Below are 15,763 nucleotides of genomic sequence, written 5' to 3' on the forward strand. Positions count from 1 at the left end.
GCCGTGCAGACTGGGGACATGACCGCGGTGGACACGCAGATCGAGCAGCGCTGGGACCAGTTCCACACCTGGGGGCCGTACGCGCTGCTCGGCATCGGCCTGGTCCCTGCGCTCGCGACGGCCGACCCCCACGCCTCCCTGGCCAGGTGGTACACCGCCTGGGCTCTGTTCGGCGCCGCGGTCGTGCTCCAGCTGTGGTGGCACAGCACCCGTCCCGGCGGGCCCGACTGCCGCCGGACGCCGTCCCGGGCCGGGGCGGTGTACTACGTCGTCCGTTGGGCCGTGGCCTTCGCCCTCACCTGGCTCAACCCCTTCTTCGCGTTCTACGCCGCCGCGGGCTACATGGACGCCGACGAGACGATCCCGGGCAGGCGTTGGCAGCGGGTCGGGCTGCTCGCGAGCGCGGTCACCGTGGCCGGTGCACAGGCCGGCGGGATGCCGTTCGGGAGCGGAGTGCAGTGGGCCGTCTTCGCCGCGCTCCTGGTCGCCAACTCGGGCCTGCAGATGGTGGTCGCCCATCTCACCGAGCAGGAGATGCGGCGGGCCCGCGAACGCACCGCGACCATCGCCGAACTCGAACGCACCAACGCGGCCCTTCAGCAGGCCCTCGACGAGAACGCCGCCCTTCACGCCCAACTCCTCGTCCAGGCTCGGGAAGCAGGGGTCGCCGACGAGCGGCGGCGGCTCGCCGCCGAGATCCACGACACCATCGCCCAGGGCCTGACCGGCATCATCGCCCAGCTCCAGGTCGTCTCCAACACGCCCGGTCCGGAGCCGGCCCGCGAACACCTGGGCCGCGCCATGGACCTGGCCCGGCACAGCCTCGGTGAGGCCCGCCGCTCCGTGCACAACCTGGCCCCGGTGGAGCTGGCGGACGCCGGACTGCCCGAGGCGCTGAAGAAGACCGTCGCCGCATGGGGCGAACGGACGGGCGTACGGGCCGAGTTCACGGTCACCGGCACGGCGGAACAGCTGCACGAGGAGGTCTCGGCCACCCTTCTGCGCATCGCCCAGGAGGCCCTGTCCAACGCGGCCCGCCACGCCCGCGCCTCCCGCCTCGGCGTCACCCTCTCCTTCCTGGGCGACGAGGTGATCCTCGACATCCGCGACGACGGCACCGGCTTCGACCCCCTTGCGCTCCCGGCCCGCACCGGCTCCGGCGGCTTCGGCCTCGACGGCATGCGTGCCCGCGCCGAACGCATCGCGGGCTCGCTGACCGTCGAGACGGAACCGGGCCACGGCACGGCACTGTCGGCTCGCGTACCGTTGGTCCGCCATGAGTGACGAGCCGTTGATCTCCCTGCTGGTCGTCGATGACCACCCCGTCGTACGGGACGGTCTGCGCGGCATGTTCGAGTCCGCGCCGGGCTTCCGGGTCCTCGGCGAGGCGGCGAACGGCGTGGAGGCCGTCAGCCGCGCGGAGGCTCTCGACCCGGACGTGATCCTGATGGACCTGCGTATGCCCGGCGGCGGGGGAGTGGACGCCATCCGCGAACTCGCCCGGCGCGGCGTCCGCGCCAAGGTCCTCGTCCTGACGACGTACGACACCGACTCCGACACTCTGCCCGCGATCGAGGCGGGCGCGACGGGCTACCTGCTCAAGGACGCGCCGCGCGACGAGCTCTTCACCGCCGTCCGCGCGGCCGCGGAGGGCCGCACGGTGCTGTCCCCGGCGGTCGCCTCCCGCCTGGTCTCGGCGGTCCGCACCCCGGGGTCGGGCGGCAACGAGCCCCTGTCCACCCGCGAACGCGAGGTCCTCGCCCTGGTCGCCAGGGGCACGTCCAACCGTGAGATCGCCCGCGAACTGTTCATCAGCGAGGCCACCGTGAAGACCCATCTCACCCACCTGTACGCCAAGTTGGGTGTCAACGACCGCGCGGCGGCGGTCGCGACGGCGTATCAGCGGGGGATCCTCGGCTGATCAGGCCGTCAGCTCACGTGATGTGCGGCGCGACACGTCACCCCACCACCCGCAACAACAGAACGGCCCGCGCCGGCACCGTGATCGCCGCCCCCGCCCGGTGCACCACCCCGGGTGCCTCCTCCTGCGCCTCCCTCGACGTGTCGACGACCACCTCGTACTGCCCGGCCCACGGCGGACCCGGCAGTACGAAACTCACCGGGCGGTCCCCGGCGTGCAGGACGGCGAGGAAGCTGTCGTCGAGGATCGGGTCGCCGCGCTCGTCGCGGCCCGGTATGTCCCGACCGGACAGATACATGCCGAGCGTGGCGGCGGGCGCGTACCAGTCCCGTTCCGTCATCTCCGTGCCGCGCGCGGTGAACCAGGCCAGGTCGCGCAGACCGTCCGCGGAGTGCGCCCGCCCCGAGAAGAAGGCCCGGCGGCGCAGTACGGGGTGCCGGTGCCGCAGCTCGATGAGCCGGGCCGTGAGGTCGAACAGGGCCTTCCAGCCCGGTTCTTCCAGCAGCGACCAGTCCAGCCAGCTGATCTCGTTGTCCTGGCAGTACGCGTTGTTGTTGCCGCGCTGGGTGCGCCCCATTTCGTCGCCGGCCACTAGCATCGGCACGCCCGTCGACAGCAGCAGCGTGGTCAGCAGGTTCCTCAGCTGCCGGCGCCGCAGACCCCGTACGCGCTCGTCGGCCGTCTCCCCCTCCGCCCCGCCGTTCCACGACCGGTTGTCGTTGGAGCCGTCCCGGTTGCCCTCACCGTTGGCCTCGTTGTGCTTGCGTTCGTACGACACCAGATCACGCAGGGTGAAACCGTCGTGCGCGGTGATGAAGTTGACCGACGCGTACGGCCGGCGGCCGCCCCACGCGTACAGGTCGCTCGACCCCGAAAGCCGGTACCCGAGATCCCGTACGTCCGGCAGCGCGCCCCGCCAGAAGTCCCGTACGGCATTGCGGTACCGGTCGTTCCACTCCGTCCACAGCGGTGGGAAGGACCCCACCTGATAGCCGCCGGACCCGACGTCCCACGGCTCGGCGATCAGTTTCACCCGCCGCAGCACCGGGTCCTGCGCGATGACCGCGAGGAACGGCGACAGCATGTCCACGTCGTGCATGGACCGGGCGAGGGCGGCGGCCAGGTCGAAGCGGAAGCCGTCGACGCCCATCTCCGTCACCCAGTAGCGCAGGGAGTCGGTGATGAGGCGCAGGACGTGGGGCTGGACGACGTGCAGGGTGTTGCCGCAGCCCGTGTAGTCGGCATACCTGCGGGCGTCGGACTGGAGCCGGTAGTACCCCCGGTTGTCGATCCCCTTCAACGACAGTGTCGGGCCGAGCTCGCCCGCCTCCGCCGTGTGGTTGTAGACCACGTCGAGGATGACCTCGATGCCGGCCGCGTGCAGCGCGCGCACCATGCGTTTGAACTCGCCCACCTGCTGACCCGTCGTACCTGATGCGGCGTACGCGGCGTGCGGGGCGAAGTAGCCGATGGAGTTGTAGCCCCAGTAGTTCTTCAGGCCGCGGCGCAGCAGATGGTCCTCGTGCGCGAACTGGTGGACGGGGAGCAGCTCGACGGCCGTGACTCCCAGCCTGACGAGGTGTTCGACGGCGGCAGGATGCGCCAACCCCGCGTAGGTGCCCCGTAGTTCCTCCGGGATCCCCGGATGCAGCCTGGTGAAGCCCTTGACGTGCAGTTCGTAGATGACCGAGTCCGCCCACGGGGTCTTCGGGCGGCGGTCGTCGGCCCAGTCGTCGTCATCGTGGACCACGACACCCTTGGGGACGTACGGCGCCGAGTCCCGGTCGTCGCGCACGGTGTCCGCGACCTGCTGCTGCGGCCAGTCGCGCACGTGCCCGTACACCTCGGGCGGCAGGCTGAAGTCGCCGTCCACCGCGCGCGCGTACGGGTCCAGGAGCAGCTTCGCCGGGTTCCAGCGGCCGCCGGTCCACGGGTCCCAGCGGCCGTGCACCCGGTAGCCGTACCGCTGCCCGGGCATCACACCCGGCACGAAGCCGTGCCAGATCTCGTGCGTCAGCTCGGTCAGCCGGGCGCGGGTCTCCTTGCCGGCCTCGTCGAACAGGCACAGCTCCACCGCCTCCGCCCCGCCCGCCCACAGCGCGAAGTTGGTGCCCGCCACCCCGTCCGGTCCGACCCGGAACCTGGCCCCCAGCGGCATCGGCGCACCCGGCCGCACGGGCACGCCCGGCACCTTGCGGGGCGCGCCGTTGACCACGCCCGCCGGGCGTTCGCCCTCCTCGGCGCGCCCCTCGGCCACCGCCTCCTGCTCGGCTGCGCTGGACACCAGTCCGCCTCCCACGGCTCACGGAACGACCTTTGAGCAGCACACAGCGTCCCGGCCGCGGCTCCCGTTGCGTCGTCCTCCCCACTGTTCTGCCCAGAGCATGGCCGAACGATCCGGGCTTGCGGTTCGGCAGCGCCCCGAAGCGGCGCGGGGCTGTGACATCAGCGGCCCCGCCGCGATGGGGGTCCCCCGCTCGAGCGAAGCCGAGAGGGGGAGCGACCAGCCAAGACGGCGCCGCACATGACAGACGACCCATCGCGGCCCAACCCGCGGAGCAGCACGTTTCCCCAGGGCGGCCCGCGTCGTTGGGTACGCCGTGAGGCAGAGGCATGGACAAGGGCGCGCACGGCGCGCGGGGGCCGCGCTGGCCGCCGTACTGACATGGGCAGGACTGCTGGCCGGAGCAGCCGGCTGCACTTCGGACCCGGCGGACCGCAGCGACATCGGTGAGGCGTTCGGCAAGGCACCGGCACCCGAGGACGTCATCCGGATCTCCCCGGACGACGGCAGCAAGGGTGTCCGCCCGGGCCGCAGGCTGCAGGTGGGGGTACCAAGCGGCCGTCTGGAGTCCGTGAAGGTCGTCAAGTCCCAGGACGCGCAGGACTCCGAGGTGCATGGCCGTATCTCCGAGGACGGCCTGCGCTGGGAACCCGACGAGACCCGGCTCGCGCTGGCCGCCAAGTACACCGTCGACGCCGTGGCCCTGGACGGCCACGGCCGCAGGTCCGCACGGCACACGACGTTCACCACGTTCGTCCCCGACGAGCGCTTCATCGGCTACGTCACCCCGGAGAACCGCTCCACGGTCGGCACCGGAATGATCGTCTCCCTGGAGTTCAACCGGGAGATCGAGCACCGCGCGGCCGTCGAGCGGGCCGTCCACGTCACCGCCAGACCGGCGGTCGAGATCCGCCCGCACTGGTTCGGCAAGGACCGTCTCGACTTCCGCCCCCAGCGGTACTGGAAACCCGGCACCCAGGTCACCGTCTCCCTCCGGCTCCGGGACGTCGAGGGCGCGCCCGGCGTCTACGGGCTGCAGTACAAGACGTTCTCCTTCACTGTCGGCCGCAGCCAGGTCTCCTTGGTCGACGCGGCCGCGCACACCATGCAGGTACGGCGGGACGGGGCGCTCCTGGCCACCGTGCCGATCACGGCCGGGGCGCCCAGGCACACCACCTACAACGGGAAGATGGTGGTGATGGAGATGCTCGAGCTGACCCGGATGAACGGCGCCACGGTCGGCTTCAAGAAGCAGAACGGCAAGGGCGAGTACGACATCCCGGACGTCCCGCACGCCCTGCGCCTCACCGACTCCGGCACCTTCCTGCACGGCAACTACTGGGCCCCGAACGCCCCCGGCCACGTCAATGTCAGCCACGGCTGCGTGGGGCTCATGGACGTCAAGGGCGGCAGCTCCGACACCCCGGCCGGCTGGTTCTTCGACCGCAGCCTCGTCGGGGACGTCGTCCAGGTCGTCCACAGCAATGACAAAAAGGTCGCTCCCGACAACGGCCTCGGAGGATGGAATATGGGCTGGAAGGCGTGGAAGGCGGGCAGCGCGGTCAAGTAACCCGAAGGGGATGCGGGGTTCGGGTCGGGTGCACGGTCGATGTTGCGACGGAACAGTGACCTTCACCTGACACGATCCCCAAAACCTGGCAGTTAATATGCGCCAATGCGCGCGCGGAACGCGCCGGGGCGCGGGCCTGACCAGGCCCGGCGAGGGGAGAACAACTTGAACGTGCGGCCGATATCGGGGGCGTCGGTTGACGCGCGCGGGCGTTGGGGCAAGGGGCGGCTGGCACTCATATCCGGGGTGCTGCTGCTGGCCGTCACCGCGTGCGGAGGGGGCGGCTCGGGTTCCGGATCGGGTTCCGGCGACGCCAAGGGCAAGGATGCGGACGCGGCGCAGACCAAGCAGTCGGCGGCCGTCGTCACCATCGCGCCCAAGGACGGCGCGAAGTCCGTCGAGACCAGCGGCGTCCTCAAGGTCAGCGCCAGCAAGGGCAAGCTGACCGCGGTCGAGGTCAAGGGACCCAAGGGCGAGGAGATATCCGGGAAGATCACCGCCGACGGTGCCGGCTGGACGCCGTCCACCCACCTGGCCGCGTCCACCAAGTACTCGGTGCACGCGGTCGCGAAGGACTCCGAGGGACGTGAGGCCGCGGAGGACTCCAGCTTCACCACCCTCACCCCGAAGAACACCTTCGTCGGCACCTTCACCCCCGAGGACGGTTCCACCGTCGGCGTCGGGATGCCGTTCTCCGTCCGTTTCACCCGGGGCATCACACACCCCGAGGACGTGGAGAAGGCGATCAGTATCAAGACCGAACCGGCCGTCGACGTCGAGGGCCACTGGTTCGGCAACGACCGCCTCGACTTCCGCCCGGAGCACTACTGGAAGTCCGGTACGAAGGTCACGGTGAGCCTGAACCTCGACGGCGTCGAGGGCCGGCCGGGCGTCTACGGCAAGCAGGACAAGACGGTGAAGTTCACCATCGGCCGCAACCAGGTCTCCATCGTCGACGCCAAGACCCACCAGATGAAGGTCACCCAGGACGGCAAGGTCGTCAAGACCATCCCGGTCACCACCGGCAAGCCGGGCTACGACACCTGGAACGGCCAGATGGTCATCAGCGAGAAGCTCCGGGTGACCCGCATGAACAGCGAGACGGTCAACCTCGGCAAGGAGTACGACATCAAGGATGTCCCGGACGCGATGCGGCTGACCGACTCCGGCACCTTCATGCACGGCAACTACTGGGCCGGCGGCGCCTTCGGCAACTACAACGCCAGCCACGGCTGCATCGGCCTGAGGGACGTGCGGGGCGGCTACGACCGCGGGTTGCCGGCCGGCTGGATGTACGACCACTCCATCCTCGGCGACGTGGTGATCGTCAAGCACGCCCATGACGAGACCGTCTCCCCGGACAACGGGCTCAACGGCTGGAACATGTCGTGGGAGAAGTGGAAGGCGTAGCCGTACGGCGGTGATGTGGTTCCACGGCGATGGCGGCCCCGGTGTGAGGCTGTGGGGGTCTGGGGGAAATCCCCCAGACCCCCTGCGCACCGGGGCCGTTGTCGTTGGCGGACGTACTGGGTCTGCCTGGGGGACGCTGTGTCCCCTTGCCACTGCGCGGCGGGCCAGGCCCCCGGCCGAGTGTGATTGACCGCACCGGACCAGCTGCTGTTAGTCCCCGTGCTGTGTCTGTCTGGGGGCGCTGTGTCCCATTGCCGCTGCGCGGCGGGCCAGACCCCCGGCCGAATGTGATTGACCGCACCGGACCAGCTGCCGTTAGTCCCCGTTAACCTGCCTGCATGACCGTGAATCTCGAAGTCGCCGAAGGCGTCGGCACCATCCGCCTCGACCGTCCGCCCATGAACGCGCTGGACGTCGCCACCCAGGACCGGCTCAAGGAGCTGGCCGAGGAGGCGACCCGTCGTGACGACGTACGGGCCGTGATCGTGTACGGCGGGGAGAAGGTGTTCGCGGCGGGCGCGGACATCAAGGAGATGCAGAACATGGACCACACGGCGATGGTCCTGCGCGCCCGCGCCCTGCAGGACTCGTTCACCGCGGTGGCCCGCATCCCCAAGCCGGTGGTGGCGGCGATCACGGGCTATGCGCTCGGCGGCGGCTGCGAGTTGGCGCTGTGCGCGGACTACCGGATCGCGGCTGAGAACGCCAAGCTGGGCCAGCCGGAGATCCTGCTGGGCCTGATCCCGGGCGCCGGCGGCACCCAGCGGCTGTCCCGGCTGGTCGGCCCGTCGAAGGCGAAGGACCTGATCTTCACCGGCCGCATGGTCAAGGCGGACGAGGCGCTGACGCTGGGCCTGGTGGACCGGGTGGTGCCGGCCGAGGAGGTCTACACTGCCGCGCACGAGTGGGCGGCGAAGCTGGCGCAGGGCCCGGCGATCGCGCTGCGGGCCGCGAAGGAGTCGATCGACACCGGCCTGGAGACGGACATCGAGACGGGCCTGGCCGTCGAACGGAACTGGTTCGCGGGTCTGTTCGCGACGGAGGACCGTGAGCGCGGGATGCGCAGCTTCGTGGAGGAAGGGCCGGGCAAGGCGAAGTTCCTCTGAACCACTTGCAATTGACACGCTGTCTGATCCGGGTCCCTCGATGGGGCGGTTTATGGGAGCCTTAAGGCAACCTTAAGTCTGCCTTGTCGAGGGAGACCGTCGATTGCCTCCACGAGAGCCTTCAGCGCAGGTCGGGCGGGCTGCGGAAGCCTCTGAACTGCCCGTGGCATATGTCAACCGGCCCATTCGGAACGACGTATTCCGGGGGGCGTATTCCTCAGGAACGGCCCCGGAGGGCGCTCTGGGCGGCCATGATGGGGGCATGGCGGGGCTGGAGGGCATCGAACAGCCGCGGGGACACGGCCGTGCGACGGCGGCGCGCTGGTCGCCCGCGGTAGAGGACGAACGGGCGCTCAAGGCGCTGGAGTTGTTCGGCAACCCGACCGAGGCGGAGGTCCCGCTGCCGTCCCGCCCGGAGTCCGCCGCCACCGCCCGCCGTCTCGCCCAGGTCGTGGTCCTGCGCCAGTGGGGCCTGACTCCCAAGATGACGGAGGACGCCGTCCTGCTCGTCTCCGAACTGGTCGGCAACGCGGTCCGCCACACCGGCGCCCGTGTCTTCGGCCTTCGGATGCGCCGCCGCCGGGGCTGGATCCGCATCGAGGTCCGCGACCCCTCCCGGGGCCTGCCCTGCCTGATGCCGGTCCAGGAGACGGACATCAGCGGCCGGGGCCTGTTCCTGGTCGACAAGCTCTCCGACCGCTGGGGAGTCGACCTCCTGCCGCGCGGCAAGACGACCTGGTTCGAAATGAGGGTGGCGGACCGCTAGCCGGGGCGTGCGGGTCGGCCGAATGGCCTGATTGTTGTCGGTCGCGACCCGAGAAATGTCCCCCGATCAGGTCAATCGGCCGTTTTCTTGCCCTTCGCCTCTTAAATGGTGCGGTGACCTCGACCGACCGCCGGACGGCGCTACGCACGGGCGCCGGCCTCCTCGCCGCAGGCGCCCTCACCGCAGGCTGCGCACCGAACGGCGCCGTCGTGCACCCCGCTTCACCGGCGCACCCGTCGTCCGCCCCACCCTCCACGCCCTCCGCCGCCCCCGCCCCCCGCCGCCTCCCCGGCCGACCCGCCCAGCTCACCCACGGCCCTCGCACCCACCCCCGGGTCGCCCTCACCTTCCACGGCCAGGGCGACCCCGCCCTCGCCCACACCCTCCTCACCGAGGCCGAGAAGCACGGCGCCCGCCTCACCGTCCTGGCCGTCGGCAGCTGGCTCGACCAGTACCCGGACATGGCCCGCCGTGTCCTCGACGGCGGCCACGACCTCGGCAACCACACCCAGCGCCATCTGGCCGTCAACGCCATGTCCGAAGCCGACGCCCGCAGCGAGATCACCGCCTGCGCCGACCGCCTCGGGCACCTCACCGGCTCCATCGGCACCTGGTTCCGGCCCTCCCGCGCACCCCTCGCGTCCCCGCTGGTTCTGCGCCTGGCCCGCAGCGCCGGCTATCCGCACGTCCTCTCGTACGACGTCGACTCCCTCGACTACACCCGGCCCGGCGCCGACGCCGTCCGGCGCAAGGTCCTCGACGAGGTCCGCAACGGATCCGTGGTGAGCATGCACTTCGGGTACCCGGACACGGTCGCCGCGCTCCCCGTCGTACTGGAAGAACTCGCCCGCCGCGGCCTGGCCGCGGTGACCACCACGGAGCTGTTCAGCTGATGAACCCCACCCGGCTCACCCGCGCCCTCGTCGCGACCGCCGCCCTCGCCTCGCTCACCACCCTCGCCGCCTGCACCAGCGCCCCCCGGCACGAGGACGAGGCCCTCGGCAAGAAGGCCGCCGTGGCCCCGGCGAAGAAGAAGGCCGCCGTCCCGGGCCTGGCCGGCATGCCGCCCGTCCTCGACCCGCACGACGTGTACGCGGCCGACCGCCCGAACCAACTCGCCCCGGCGGTACGGGACTTCCCGTCCCGGGTCTACGTCCCCAACACCAATTCCAACACCGTCTCCGTCATCGACCCGAAGACGTACAAGGTCATCGAGACGATCCCGGTCGGCGCCCAGCCCCAGCACGTCGTCCCCTCCTGGGACATGAAGACGCTGTGGGTCAACAACGACCGGGGCAACACCCTCACCCCCATCGACCCGAGGACGGGGAAGGCCGGCAAGGCCGTCGACGTGCACGACCCCTACAACCTCTACTTCACGCCGAACGGCAAGTACGCGATCGTGATGGCCTCCCTCGACCGCGAACTCGTCTTCCGCGACGCGCACACCATGAAGGTCGAGAAGACCGTCCCGGTCAGCTGCTACGGCGTCAACCACGCCGACTTCTCCCTCGACGGCCGCTACTTCATCGTCTCCTGCGAGTTCAGCGGCGAGCTGCTCAAGGTCGACACGGCGAAGATGAAGGTGACCGGGCAGGAGAAGCTGCCGTTCCAGGGCGCGATGCCGCAGGACGTCAAGATCTCACCCGACGGCAGGAGGTTCTACATCGCCGACATGATGGCCGACGGTGTGTGGATCCTGGACGGCGACAAGTTCACCAGGCCCACTCTCCTGCCCACCGGCAAGGGCGCCCACGGTCTCTACGTCAGCCGCGACTCGCGCGAGATGTACATCTCCAACCGGGGCGAAGGCACCATCTCCCTCTTCGACTTCGCGCAGAACAGGCTCACCAAGAAGTGGCACCTGCCGGACGGCGGCAGCCCCGACATGGGCGGCGTCTCGGCGGACGGCAAGGTCCTGTGGCTGTCGGGGCGCTACAACTCCGAGGTGTACGCCATCGACACCCGCACCGGCACCCAGCTGGCCCGCATCAAGGTCGGCAGCGGCCCGCACGGCCTCGCGGTGTACCCGCAGCCGGGTCGCTACTCGCTCGGCCACACGGGCATCTTCCGCTGAAGCACGGCGAGTTGGGGATCCGGGGACACGCCGCCGAACGGGTGACGTCGCGCATTCCACCGCCGCGGGACGGGGATCGTCCCCAGCATGATCACAACTCGCCTGCGGCGGCGGGCCGCTGCCGTCGTCCTGTCCCTCGCGGTCGTCTTCGCGACGACGGCAGCGACCGTCCCCACCGTCACCCCCGCGAAAGCCGCCGCCCCTGCCTGTCCCCAGTTCGACGACCCGGTCAAGGCGGCAGTCGACCGCCGGGTCGACGTCGACCGCATCACGCCGGAACCGGTCTGGCGCAAGACCTGCGGCACGCTCTACCGCAGCGACAGCCGCGGCCCCGCGACCGTCTTCGAGCAGGGCTTCCACCCCAAGGACGTCATCAACGGCCAGTACGACATCGAGCAGTACGTCCTGGTCAACCAGCCCTCCCCGTACGTGTCGACGACATACGACCACGACCTCTACAAGACCTGGTACAAGTCGGGCTACAACTACTACATCGACGCTCCCGGCGGTGTCGACGTCAACAAGACCATCGGCGACACCCACAAATGGGCCGACCAGGTCGAGGTGGCCTTCCCGGGCGGCATCGCGCGGCAGTACATCATCGGTGTCTGCCCGGTCGACAAGAAGACCAAGACCGAGATCATGAACGACTGTCAGAGCAACCCGTACTACGAGCCGTGGCACTGAGCAGCACCTCTGCCCCCACGGGCCGGTAGCCCGCCGCCTGGAACGTCCGCATGCTGCGGGCGTTCCCCGGCGCGACCTGCGCCCACACCGGCTCCGTGGCGAGATGGCGGGCCGCCGTCACCAGAGCCCGGCCCAGTCCCCGGTGCCGTACCCCCTCGTCGACCTCGACGGAGACCTCCAGCCGCCCGGCGATCCCACGGCCCAGCACCAGCACACCGCCGTCCGTCTCCCAGGCACGCACGTCGTCGCGCCGTCGGCGCGCGTACACGATCCGCGGATGATCGCCGGCCTCGATCTCGGTCAGCGTGAGCGGAGGCCCGCCCGGCAGCGGGGAGCCGACCAGCATCGCGTCGATCGTTTCCGACGTACGGCCGGTCCGCTCGATGAAGGCCGCCAGGAACAGCGGGTTCATCGTCGCCGCGAGGGCGTCGCAGGGCGCGGCGGCGAGGATGTCGTACACCCAGCGCGGATCCTCGTCGGTGAAGACGACCGAGTGAGCGGTGAAGGAGAGCACGCCCGCGTCCCGGTCACAGGCCTGCGGGACCACCGTCGTACGGCCGTCCGCGGGCGGGAAGACACCGCGGGCGGCCGCGTCGAGAATGTCCCGCAGAGTCTCCATCACCGCGCTCCTTGAGTCTCCACCCACTGGAAGGCCCAGACTCACACACATGCTGCGTTATCCGGGGGGAGACCCCCCAGACCCCCCGTACGACGGCACCGGACTTCTCACCATCGGCGAGCTGGCGCGGTCCACCGGGCTGACCGTGCGCACCATCCGCTACTGGTCCGACGAGGGCGTCCTGACCCCCGTGACCCGCTCCACCGGCGGCTACCGGCTCTACGACGCCGAGTCCGCCGCCCGTCTGGAGCTGATCCGCACCCTGCGTGAGCTGGGCCTCGGTCTGGCCGACGTGCGCAAGGTGCTGGACGGGGAGCGGACGGTCGCGGAGGTCGCGGCGGCACACGTGGTGGCGCTGGACGCGCAGATCCGCTCCCTGAAGGTGACGCGTGCGGTGCTGTCGACCGTGGCGCGACGCGGCTCGACCGCAGAGGAGATGACCCTGATGAACAGACTGGCGCGGCTGTCGGCGGCCGAGCGGGCCCGGATCGTCGAGGACTTCACGACGGAGATCTTCGACGGGCTCGACACGGCCGACCCCGACATCCGCAAGCGGCTGCGGTTCGCCCCGGCGGACCTGCCGGACGAGCCGACCCCCGAGCAGGTGGACGCCTGGGTGGAACTCGCCGAGATGATGCAGGACCCGGAGTTCCGGGCCCTGATGCGCAGGATGATCGAGTTCAACGCGGCGGACCGCGGCCCGGACGTGCCCGCGGGCACCTCGTTGTGGTTCATGAGCCGCCTGGTGCAGTTGGCGGGGGAGGCCCTGGAGCGGGGCATCGCCCCGGAGGCACCCGAGGCCGAGGAGCTCCTGCGCGGGCTGCTCGGCGACGCGGACCCTGCCGAGGTGCTGAAGCGGCTGGAGGCGGGCTCCAACGTCCGCGTGGCGCGCTACCGCCAGCTGATGGCGGCCGTGAAGGGGCTCGGGCCGCAGGCGGCGTACGAGCCGGAGTTCGCCTGGGTGGTCGCCGCACTGAAGGCCCGCGTGGCCAGCTAATCTGACCTGCGTCAGTACGACAGCAAGACACGCAGTCACGGAGAAAAGGGGCGGATCGGTGGCCGACATCGAAGCAGCACGCAAGGAGTTCCAGCGGATCGACACCGACGGCGACGGGTTCATCACCGCCGCGGAGTTCAAGACCGCCCTCGCCCAGGAGGGCGACTGGAACGTCACCGAGTCGGTCGCCGAGGTGATCATCAAGACCCGTGACCTGAACGGCGACAAGGTGCTGTCGTTCGACGAGTTCTGGGCGTACCTGAACAAGTGACCTGAGCGGCAAGGGGGCGCCCGGTGGGGCGCCCCCTTCCTTCATGCCCGCTGTCTCCGGTACTGCCCCGGCGCCACCCCGTACTCCCGCTTGAAGGCCTTCGCGAAGGCGAATTCCGAGGTGTAACCGGTCTGTTGGGCGATCCGGCGCAGGGGAAGGTCCTCCTCGCGCAGGAGGCGGCCCGCGGTCGTCATGCGCCACCAGGTGAGGTAGGTGAGCGGCGGTTCGCCGACCAGCGTGGTGAAGCGGCGGGCGAAGGCGGCGCGGGACAGTCCGCTCTCGGCGCCGAGCTCCTCGACCGTCCAGGGGCGGGCCGGGTCGCCGTGGATGGCGCGCAGGGCCGCCGCCACGGCCGGGTCGTCGAGCGCGGCCGACCAGCCGGTGACCTTGCGGTCGTGCTGCCACCAGGCGCGCAGGATGTACAGCAGCAGGGTGTCGAGCAGCGAGGTGACGATGGCGTCCGAACCGGGCTGCGGCTCCTCCAGCTCCATGCCGAGCAACTCCACCGCCGCCCGCAGCGAGCGGTGGGCGCCGACCTGGGCGGGCAGGTGCACCACGTCCGGCAGCTCGGAGACCAGGCGGTGGGTGCGGCTGCGGTCCATCTGGTAGGAGCCGCAGAGCAGGACCGCGTCCGGCGTCCCCTCCCTCGGCGTGGGCGGGGGCGCGGGCCACCGGTTGTCCGACCCCGGCCGTATGTGCTCCAGCGGCACGTCGAGCCCGCTGGCCAGCGCGTGCCCCCGCCCGTGCGCCAGGAACACCACGTCCCCGGGCCCGACCGCCACCGGCTCCCCCTCCGCCGGGATCAGCCACGCCGACCCGCGCAGCACCACATGGAACCCGGCCCCCGGGGATGCCTCGAAGCGCATGCCCCAGGGCGCGTACTTGTCCCGGCGCGAGGAGTGCGGCCGCCCGGTGCGCATCGCGCTCACGGCGTCACTGAGTACGTCCATGTCCGAACGGTAGCCGGGGGCCGTACCGGAGAGACGATCGGACAGGAAAGGGAGAGCGGTGGACATGGATCGTCTCGCATCCCGCCACCTAGCGTGTTCCGCATGCCAACAACCGCACGCACTGTGCTTTTTCATGAAATCGGCGGACCCGAGGTGCTCACCATCGAGGACGTGCCCGTCCCCGACCCCGCCCCCGGCCAAGTGGTCGTACGGGTCGAGGCGTTGGGCCTCAACCGTGCCGAAGCCCTGTTCAGGTCCGGCGGTTACTACTACCAGCCCGCCCTCCCCGCCTCCCGCCTCGGCTACGAGGCCGCCGGCATCGTCGAGGCGGTCGGCGACGGCGTGACCGAACTGGCCGTCGGCGACCCGGTGATGACCGGCCCCGGCATCGAGATGAGCGCGCAGGGCGTGTACGCCGAGCAGGTCGTCCTGCCCGAGACCGCGGTCCTGCGCCGCCCCGACTCCGTCGACGCCGTCACCGGCGCCGCTGCCTGGCTGACGTACACGACCGCGTACGGCGCCCTGCTGGAGACCGCCGGCCTCAGGCCCGGCGACCATGTGCTGATCACCGGCGCGTCCAGCGGCGTCGGCACCGCGGCGATCCAGGTCGCCCGCCGCATCGGCGCGATCCCGCTCGCCACCACCCGCACCGAGGCGAAACGGGACCGGCTGCTGGAGCTCGGCGCGGCCGAGGTGATCGTCACCGGGGAATCGGCGCCCGAGGCCGTGGCCAAGGAGGTCAAACGGCTCACCGGGGGCAACGGCACCGAGGTGATCTTCGACGCGATCGGCGGCCCCGGCTTCGGCGCGCTGGGCGAGGCCCTGGCCCCGGGCGGCTCCCTGGTCGTCTACGGCTGGCTGGACACCCGCCCGGCCGAGATCCCCCGGAACTGGCCCTTCACCCTCCACACCTACGCCAACCTGATCCTCACCAACACGCCCGCCGGCCGCCGCCGCTCGACCTCCTTCCTCAACGCGGGCCTCGCCGACGGCGGGTTCCGCCCGGTCGTCGGCGAGGTCCTCGACGGCCTCGACCGCATCCAGGACGCCCACCGCCTGATGGAGTCCAACCGGCACACGGGCAAGATCGTCGTACGGGTCTGAG

At 70.7% G+C, this 15,763-nt stretch carries 15 protein-coding genes; 12 read left to right on the plus strand and 3 right to left on the minus strand.

All coding sequences use genetic code 11. The features are described from left to right. The first annotated feature begins 18 nt into the window (after window positions 1-18). Both EDD92_RS32295 and EDD92_RS32300 read left to right on the plus strand, forming a co-directional pair. On the plus strand, window positions 19-1,284 hold the full coding sequence (locus EDD92_RS32295) for a sensor histidine kinase (protein ID WP_123967583.1): 1,266 nt from the start codon (window positions 19-21) through the stop codon (window positions 1,282-1,284). Then, window positions 1,277-1,921 carry a response regulator transcription factor gene (locus tag EDD92_RS32300; RefSeq protein WP_123967584.1) on the plus strand — a complete coding sequence of 215 codons (645 nt, stop codon included), beginning with the start codon at window positions 1,277-1,279 and terminating at the stop codon, window positions 1,919-1,921. The genes EDD92_RS32295 and EDD92_RS32300 overlap by 8 nt, the downstream gene beginning before the upstream one ends. 37 nt (window positions 1,922-1,958) lie before the next feature. On the opposite strand, the gene glgX is transcribed toward EDD92_RS32300, so the two are convergent. Then, the gene (gene glgX, locus EDD92_RS32305) at window positions 1,959-4,205 is read right to left on the minus strand and encodes a glycogen debranching protein GlgX (RefSeq protein ID WP_123967585.1); all 2,247 of its coding nucleotides are present in this window, start codon (window positions 4,203-4,205) and stop codon (window positions 1,959-1,961) included. Between the two features lie 316 nt (window positions 4,206-4,521). Between glgX and EDD92_RS32310 the strand changes: the two genes are divergently transcribed. From EDD92_RS32310 to EDD92_RS32340, 7 genes are all read left to right on the plus strand, one after another. Beyond that, a complete protein-coding gene (locus tag EDD92_RS32310; RefSeq protein WP_260326879.1) occupies window positions 4,522-5,775 on the plus strand; it encodes an Ig-like domain-containing protein in 1,254 nt (417 codons plus the stop codon). A gap of 165 nt (window positions 5,776-5,940) precedes the next feature. Next, window positions 5,941-7,185: an Ig-like domain-containing protein gene (locus EDD92_RS32315; RefSeq protein WP_185124194.1), complete on the plus strand. Its 1,245-nt coding sequence runs from the start codon at window positions 5,941-5,943 to the stop codon at window positions 7,183-7,185. A gap of 338 nt (window positions 7,186-7,523) precedes the next feature. Next, the gene (locus EDD92_RS32320) at window positions 7,524-8,291 is read left to right on the plus strand and encodes an enoyl-CoA hydratase/isomerase family protein (RefSeq protein WP_123967587.1); all 768 of its coding nucleotides are present in this window, start codon (window positions 7,524-7,526) and stop codon (window positions 8,289-8,291) included. 262 nt (window positions 8,292-8,553) lie between these two features. After that, window positions 8,554-9,057 carry an ATP-binding protein gene (locus EDD92_RS32325; protein WP_030948532.1) on the plus strand — a complete coding sequence of 168 codons (504 nt, stop codon included), beginning with the start codon at window positions 8,554-8,556 and terminating at the stop codon, window positions 9,055-9,057. A gap of 113 nt (window positions 9,058-9,170) precedes the next feature. Next, the gene (locus EDD92_RS32330; RefSeq protein WP_123967588.1) at window positions 9,171-9,950 is read left to right on the plus strand and encodes a polysaccharide deacetylase family protein; all 780 of its coding nucleotides are present in this window, start codon (window positions 9,171-9,173) and stop codon (window positions 9,948-9,950) included. Further along, a complete protein-coding gene (locus EDD92_RS32335) occupies window positions 9,950-11,134 on the plus strand; it encodes a YncE family protein (protein WP_123967589.1) in 1,185 nt (394 codons plus the stop codon). The genes EDD92_RS32330 and EDD92_RS32335 overlap by 1 nt, the downstream gene beginning before the upstream one ends. 87 nt (window positions 11,135-11,221) lie before the next feature. Next, on the plus strand, window positions 11,222-11,821 hold the full coding sequence (locus EDD92_RS32340; protein ID WP_123967590.1) for an ADP-ribosyltransferase: 600 nt from the start codon (window positions 11,222-11,224) through the stop codon (window positions 11,819-11,821). On the opposite strand, the gene EDD92_RS32345 is transcribed toward EDD92_RS32340, so the two are convergent. Then, window positions 11,775-12,440, minus strand: coding sequence for a GNAT family N-acetyltransferase (locus tag EDD92_RS32345; protein WP_123967591.1), 666 nt, complete (start codon window positions 12,438-12,440; stop codon window positions 11,775-11,777). The genes EDD92_RS32340 and EDD92_RS32345 overlap by 47 nt on opposite strands. A 49-nt stretch (window positions 12,441-12,489) precedes the next feature. Here EDD92_RS32345 and EDD92_RS32350 point away from each other — a divergent pair, with 49 nt between their 5' ends. Together EDD92_RS32350 and EDD92_RS32355 are read left to right on the plus strand one after the other, a co-directional pair. Further along, the gene (locus EDD92_RS32350) at window positions 12,490-13,437 is read left to right on the plus strand and encodes a MerR family transcriptional regulator (RefSeq protein WP_123967592.1); all 948 of its coding nucleotides are present in this window, start codon (window positions 12,490-12,492) and stop codon (window positions 13,435-13,437) included. Window positions 13,438-13,495: 58 nt separating this feature from the next. Next, window positions 13,496-13,708, plus strand: a complete 213-nt coding sequence (locus EDD92_RS32355; RefSeq protein ID WP_099931408.1) for an EF-hand domain-containing protein — start codon at window positions 13,496-13,498, stop codon at window positions 13,706-13,708. Between the two features lie 41 nt (window positions 13,709-13,749). Here EDD92_RS32355 and EDD92_RS32360 read toward each other — a convergent pair whose 3' ends face one another. Then, the gene (locus EDD92_RS32360) at window positions 13,750-14,658 is read right to left on the minus strand and encodes an AraC family transcriptional regulator (RefSeq protein WP_123967593.1); all 909 of its coding nucleotides are present in this window, start codon (window positions 14,656-14,658) and stop codon (window positions 13,750-13,752) included. A gap of 102 nt (window positions 14,659-14,760) precedes the next feature. On the opposite strand from EDD92_RS32360, the gene EDD92_RS32365 reads away from it, so the two are divergent. Beyond that, on the plus strand, window positions 14,761-15,762 hold the full coding sequence (locus tag EDD92_RS32365) for a zinc-dependent alcohol dehydrogenase family protein (protein ID WP_123967594.1): 1,002 nt from the start codon (window positions 14,761-14,763) through the stop codon (window positions 15,760-15,762). The last annotated feature ends 1 nt before the right edge of the window (window position 15,763 follow it).

It is taken from the genome of Streptomyces sp. TLI_185 (assembly GCF_003814765.1).
Classification (GTDB): Bacteria; Actinomycetota; Actinomycetes; order Streptomycetales; family Streptomycetaceae; genus Streptomyces.